Raw genomic sequence first — 6402 nt, forward strand, 5'->3', positions numbered from 1 at the left:
CGTGAGGCTATTTCTGCCCATTCTTGTGACTTGGCTCGGCCTGATCTCATTCCCGAATTTCCGACCTGAATCCTTACGTTGAACTTTCGCAAAATTGGAATTTTTTCCAACTGTTCCGGCCGTATACTATCCCAGTTTAACCCCATTGGACGCGGATAACTTGTATTAGTATCAATTACCTCCTGGGCAGTAACAATCCAATTCAGCGCCCAATCGTGAGCTTGCATTGGTAAACGCGAATCTGCGACTATTTGCAAAGGATGCACTGTTGTTACAATAGGCGTATCGATTTGTACTAACCCGAATTCCTGCAACATAGCCAATTCCAAATCCGCAAATCCTGCACCTTTCCCGGTTCTTCCCCCGTTGCGCGCCACCGCTACACAACCGACTATTACTAAATCGATCGGCTCCATTTCTGCAAAACTTACCAATTTTCCGCAATCGAGAGCTTGGCGGGCGATCGCACTTTCGGCAATTGATATATTTTGTCTCTGCAAATCCTCAGCAGTTAACTCTACAAAACAGCGATCGTCTGTCAATCGCGGTACTGCCATATACAGGCGTTTTCCATCTTGCAAAGCTTGCATCCGCACCGGATTTTGCGCCGAATCAGGATTGCACTTAATCGTTTTTGCTTGTTGCCAAATTGGTAAATTTGCCAATCTTTCGGCAGCCACCTGTGCACCGACAAAGTTTGGAATATGACCAAACGGATCGCCAATAGATGCGGCTTGCTGTTTCAGCAAACACCAAATTTCATCTCTTAACTTGTCTTTGTCGTCGTTATATCCAGTCCAATCAGTTTTCATGCTCTATTGTGCTACAATTTATCATACATAATTATGCTTTAATACCGCCTCACTTCTTCAGTCTGCGAAGACGGATTTTGTTTATGTAGTAGCGGTTTCAACCGAATAAATTATATGAATTTTACCACAAAACCCAGTTATTATCAAGTCGGTGGGAGTTTGACAAATAACGCTCCAAATTATGTGAAGCGGCAAGCCGACGACGATTTATATAACGGATTGAAAGCCGGAGAATTTTGCTATGTTTTGAATTCCCGGCAAATGGGCAAATCTAGCTTGCAGGTGCGGACAATTCAGCGGCTGAGAAATGAAGGAATTGCTTGTGCTGCGATCGACATTTCGGAAATTGGCAACCGCGGCGTCACTCCCGAACAGTGGTATGCTGGTTTGCTACGCATTCTCGAAAATAACTTTAACCTGTCGGATATTGTCAACGTGCGGACTTGGTGGCGCGATCGCAATTTTTTAACTCCGGTTCAAAGATTGAGCGAATTCATCGAAACCGTACTTTTACCCAACATTACCAGCAATATTGTCATTTTTATTGACGAAATCGACAGCATTCTCGCCCTAGATTTTCCCGCCGACGATTTTTTAGCTTTAATTCGATCGTGCTACAACAAGCGCGCCAACAATTCAGAGTTCGATCGCCTAACTTGGGCCCTTTTAGGCGTAGCATCGCCGACGGATTTGTGCCGCGAGCAAAATGCCACCAGCAATACCCCTTTTAATATTGGCAAGGCGATCGAATTAACTGGTTTTGACGAAACAGAAGCTCAACCGCTAGCAGCAGGGTTGGCAGACCTGACAGATAGCCCTCATGAAGTTTTGAGAGAGGTTTTGTATTGGACGGGCGGGCAGCCTTTTTTGACTCAAAAGCTGTGCAAACTTCTGCTGGAAAATCCACAATTAATCCCGAATTTACCCCCCCCAGCCACCGCTTGCCAAGAGGGGGAGAAAGATGCTGCCACCGCTTGCCAAGAGGGGGAGAGAGATAAAATTCACACTTCTCAAGAGTGGGTGGAGAAAGTAGTGCGCTTGAAAATCGTGGAGAATTGGGAAACTCAAGATGTGCCCGAACATTTGTCCACAATTCGCGATCGGCTTTTCAGAGAAAACCAACGGATTGTCAGGAGACTCGGATTGTATCAGCAAATATTAGAACAAGCTGAAATTGTCCCCGATGGTAGTGCCGAACAAATGGAATTACGATTAAGCGGATTAATCGTTAAGCGCAGGGAAAAATTAACAATTTCTAATCCTATTTATCAAGCTGTATTTAACCAAGACTTAATTGAACAAAAATTAGAAAAACTCTCGCCTTACTCCGAAGCCATCAAACTCTGGCTAAATTCTAGCTGTGAAGATGATTCCCAACTGTTGCGAGGAGATGATTTGCAGTCAGCATTAGTTTGGGCGGCAGGAAAAAGTTTGAGAAACGAAGATTTTCAGTTTTTGACTGCCAGCCAGAAAGTTATTTTGAGCGACCAAAATCAACTGCTGCGTTCAGCTACACTCGAAACCAAAAAAGCTGTCTGTGATGCCGAAAAAGCTTTGAGTGAAGCTGACTCTGCCAAACAAAAAGCCAAACAGTGGATCGGCATCGGTTCTGCGGTACTGGCAGCATCGTTACTGACAGCGATCGGCTTTTCAACTCTTGCTTACCAGCGGTTTAAACTAGCACAAGCAAGTATTGAAATTGAACAAAATGGCAGCGATGCTTTATTGTTAGCGGTATCTCAAAAAACCGAAAACACCGAAGCTTTATCAGAAGCTTTACTGAGGGCGATCGCCTCCGGTAAAAAATTAAAAACCTTGGTTGAAAACAAACCTAAGCTAGAACAATACCCGGCAACAAGACCGCTGTTAGCCTTACAAATAATTCTCGATGAAATTAGTGAAACACAGCAGGTCAAAGCCTCATTAAGTCCGCAAAGAAAGATTAAGTGGTCAGCTCATAAAGGTGCAGTTACCAGCGTCACTTTTAGCCCAAATAGGCAAATCTTAGCAACCGCCGGAATAGACGATACAGTTAGGATGTGGAACTCTTCCGGGAAAAAAATTGCTGAATGGAAAGCTTTACAGCGGTCAGTTAATATGGTAAATTTTAGCCCAAACGGTAATTTTTTAGCGACAGCCGGAAGGGATAGCACTGTTAAAATATGGAATTTATCAGGTAAAAATATTTCTACTTTGAAAGGAATCCAAGGCTCTGTTACCAGCATCAGTTTTAGTCCCGAAGGAAAGTTATTAGCCGCGGCAGGGATAGACAGCTATGCTGCAATTTGGGATTTGTCTAAACTGCCACAATTAGTATCACCTAGCCAGAAACTCCCAGGTCACAACGGCTTAGTGAGAAGCGTAAATTTTAGCCCAAAGGGCGATTTCATAACGACTTTAGATGGCAAATCTACAGTGCGACTTTGGAATTTGTCGGGCAAGCTAAAAAAAACACTGCCTGTTCAGGCAATAGGGATTAGTTTCACTCCAGCTCAACACCAGTATCGCTTTGCTACAGTAACATTGAATGGCAAAGTTGGGCTGTGGAATCTCTCAGAAAAAGAATTAGTTAAGGAATTTCAAACCTTGCATTTTGATGCGAAATCAATTAGTTTTAGCCCCGACGGAGAACTGCTTGCTACAGTGGGAATTGACAAGACTGTACGGCTGTGGAATTTAGCGGGGCGACAGGTTGCTCAATTTGAGTTCGAGGAGAATGTTGTTAGTGTCAGTTGGAGTCGAGACGGAAAGCAAATTGCTGTAGCTGGAAGCAACGGCACTGTATGGTTGAGGCAGGTTGAAGGGTTAGAAGAATTGCTGAAGCAAAGCTGCAATTTTTTCGCCACTCAACCGAAGTATTTTACCAGAGTTTCAACTATCTGCAAGTAGGGTGCATACATTACTTTAGCAAGTAGGGACACGGCAATGCCTTGTCCCTACCCGTAGCTAATAACTTATGACTATCAATTTACCTTAACAGGCGAAACACTTACATTAGGATTTGTGACTCTTCTTAAGAGTTCTTGTCGAGCTTGTTCTGGATTTTGGCCTTTGGGTACTTGATATAATAATCTACAGGAACCGTCTTGAGGATTAGCTGCACAAATAATTAGTTGACCGGTGGGCGATGCACCTGCTGTGACAATATTCTCCCAAGTTCCTTGCGGTTGTGAGTTGTTGAGAATTCCCGATACTCGGGTGCACCGAGTAATCGCGTCTTCTCCTGATTCATTGAAATAGTTATCAGCTAGCCACAAAATAACGGGAATATTTTTGCCTTGTTGGACAGCAATTGTAGCTGGGCGGCCGCCAGCAGCGCCACAGAAGAATGAAGGCGTTTGGGCAAAGGCTGGACTGTTTGCTAAAATCGGAGCAGCAAGGGCAATAATTGACGCACTCAAAGCAGACTTTAAGAGCCGAAATTTCATGAGCAGTAATAAGCTTTTTCATTTAAGGTTACTAATAGTCTAAAAAGTTAAACTGTTTGTTGCCGGGAAGATTAGGCATTTAGAGAAAAAAATAAAGTTTATTCTGCAAATTTTTGCGATCGCACACACTGGCCTCATCTAAGCCAAAACTCAGGGAAAAAAGCTCGCTGACAAACACCAAAGGCAGAAAACAGGTGCAGCCACAGGGGGCGCAAGCGCAAAGGTATAGGGTAAAGGAGTGGTTTTGCACCGTTTTTTGCGCTCCCCTCGCTCTTTCTGAGGTTGTCCCACCTAAAGGGGAACCTGTGTTAACATCGAAAAAAATATTCTCTTTAATAATCAACAATGGGCAATGTTCTGGTGCTGAACGCCTCCTACGAACCCCTTAACATCACCAATTGGCGAAGGGCGGTAGTTTTGTTGCTGAAAGGAAAAGCAGAACAGGTAGAACACAACGGGAAATTTATTGCGCCAAACTTCCCGCTACCAACTGTGATCCGACTGCGGCATTACGTCCGAGTTCCCTATAAGGATATTCCGCTGACCCGCCGGAACATCTTGCACCGGGACGCACACTCTTGTCAATACTGTAGTTATGCGGGGGACGATTTAACCCTCGATCATGTGATTCCCCGATCGCGCGGAGGAGGCGACAGTTGGGAAAACCTCGTCACCGCTTGTGTCCGCTGCAATGTCAATAAAGGCAGCCGCACGCCAAAAGAAGCGGGAATGTCGCTGCGCTATCCACCTAGGAAACCTCACAGCGGTCTTTATTTTGAAGTGACTAAACACGTTAAGAGCGGTATGCACAAAGAATGGCAAAAATATGTAATTGGTCTTTAAAACCCCTGTCAGCGCAAGCGCGGGGGTTTTTTGCGGAAGTTCTGAGTCCTGAGATTGCTTCGTTCCTGGGAACGCACACTCTCTACATGAGTTAAAAAGTTAAACAGTTAAAGAGAGAATTTACGCTCTTAAATCTGGTTTCTAGTAAGAAGTATGGGCTTTGACAACAAGGCATCTACAAAGAAACCGGGTTTAAGATAGAATGTCGCGCAAATCCTGAAATAGTTAAATTGTTAATTTTTAACGATGAAAGACCATCCCCCTAACAATTCCGATGAAACATCCGGCAACGACGAAGGTGAACTTGAGGCCAGCAGCGAGGTTGTACCCGGAGTGAGTGGGCCTGGGAAACGGCGCAGCAAAGCCGAAGTTGTTTCCGAGGAAAACCGCAGCCGTCTCCGCGAGGAATTGCACGATCGCAAAGTCGAGCAATTGCGCCAAATGTTCGATCGGCACAAAGGCACTCGCCAGTTAATCTTGCTGCAAGATTTTCCCGATCCCGACGCACTTTCCAGCGCTTGGACTTACAAATTAATCGCCGAACAATACGATATCCAATGCGAGATTATCTACGCCGGCGCCCTCAGCCACCAAGAAAATATTGCCTTAGTTAAATTGACAGGGTTGCCCTTGCAGCGGTGGACGCTGGAAACAGTAAAAACTAAGGATTTGTCGGTGTTTCAGGGCTGCGCTTTCATCGACAACCAAGGGACGACTTGTAGCTTAACCGAGTTTATTTTAGCGGCTGGAGTTCCGATCGCCTCCGTCATCGATCATCACAATTTGCAGGGGGAAATGAAGGCAGAATTTATCGATTTGCGCCCTCAAATCCGCGCTACAGCCACGATTTTTGCCGAGTATTTACAGGCTGGACTCCTAACTCTCGACGCCAGCGTCAGTCTGCACATCAAGTGCGCTACAGCTTTGATGCACGGTTTGCGATCGGATACGATCGCCCTCAGACAAGCTCAGGAGGAGGACTTTTTAGCTGCGGCTTATTTGAGCAGGTTTTACGACCCGCAGTTACTGAATGCCGTGTTACAGTCGTCTCGTTCTAAGTGGGTGATGGACGCGATCGAGCGATCGCTCAAACACCGCACCGTCCAGAACAATTTTTCGATCGCCGGCATCGGCTACCTCCGCTATGACGATCGGGATTCTATTCCCCAAGCGGCGGACTTTTTAGTAACAGAGGAGAACGTACACACAGCAGTTGTCTACGCAATTGTTCACGACAAAGACGGTTCTTCCTTACTTGGTATGCTAAACTAACAGTTAAAATGCCAAGTAAGCAAACATCTATTTTTGTAATTTTCAAA

Annotated in this window: 5 protein-coding genes; 3 read left to right on the forward strand and 2 right to left on the reverse strand. The window is 45.2% G+C overall.

Going from position 1 to position 6402, the window contains the following annotated elements; all coding sequences use genetic code 11:
- On the reverse strand, window positions 1–812 hold an 812-nt coding region (locus tag QT979_RS28180; protein ID WP_333312317.1), incomplete at its 3' end, for a 5-formyltetrahydrofolate cyclo-ligase.
- Between the two features lie 114 nt (window positions 813–926).
- On the opposite strand from QT979_RS28180, the gene QT979_RS28185 reads away from it, so the two are divergent.
- Window positions 927–3701: an AAA-like domain-containing protein gene (locus tag QT979_RS28185; protein WP_333312318.1), complete on the forward strand. Its 2775-nt coding sequence runs from the start codon at window positions 927–929 to the stop codon at window positions 3699–3701.
- Window positions 3702–3775: 74 nt separating this feature from the next.
- On the opposite strand, the gene QT979_RS28190 is transcribed toward QT979_RS28185, so the two are convergent.
- On the reverse strand, window positions 3776–4240 hold the full coding sequence (locus QT979_RS28190; protein WP_333312319.1) for a COP23 domain-containing protein: 465 nt from the start codon (window positions 4238–4240) through the stop codon (window positions 3776–3778).
- Window positions 4241–4585: 345 nt separating this feature from the next.
- Here QT979_RS28190 and QT979_RS28195 point away from each other — a divergent pair, with 345 nt between their 5' ends.
- Together QT979_RS28195 and QT979_RS28200 are read left to right on the forward strand one after the other, a co-directional pair.
- Window positions 4586–5083 carry an HNH endonuclease gene (locus QT979_RS28195; RefSeq protein WP_333082663.1) on the forward strand — a complete coding sequence of 166 codons (498 nt, stop codon included), beginning with the start codon at window positions 4586–4588 and terminating at the stop codon, window positions 5081–5083.
- A gap of 246 nt (window positions 5084–5329) precedes the next feature.
- A complete protein-coding gene (locus tag QT979_RS28200; protein ID WP_445304820.1) occupies window positions 5330–6355 on the forward strand; it encodes a DHH family phosphoesterase in 1026 nt (341 codons plus the stop codon).
- Window positions 6356–6402: the final 47 nt, after the last annotated feature.

Source organism: Microcoleus sp. w2-18bC1 (assembly GCF_036700365.1).
Classification (GTDB): Bacteria; Cyanobacteriota; Cyanobacteriia; order Cyanobacteriales; family Microcoleaceae; genus Microcoleus.

What these genes read in the sequence shown, in the direction of transcription:
- QT979_RS28185 (WP_333312318.1), top strand. Translation starts at nt 927, where the DNA reads ATGAATTTTACCACAAAACCCAGTTATTATCAAGTCGGTGGGAGTTTG.
- QT979_RS28190 (WP_333312319.1), bottom strand. Translation starts at nt 4,240, where the DNA reads ATGAAATTTCGGCTCTTAAAGTCTGCTTTGAGTGCGTCAATTATTGCC.
- QT979_RS28195 (WP_333082663.1), top strand. Translation starts at nt 4,586, where the DNA reads ATGGGCAATGTTCTGGTGCTGAACGCCTCCTACGAACCCCTTAACATC.
- QT979_RS28200 (WP_445304820.1), top strand. Translation starts at nt 5,330, where the DNA reads ATGAAAGACCATCCCCCTAACAATTCCGATGAAACATCCGGCAACGAC.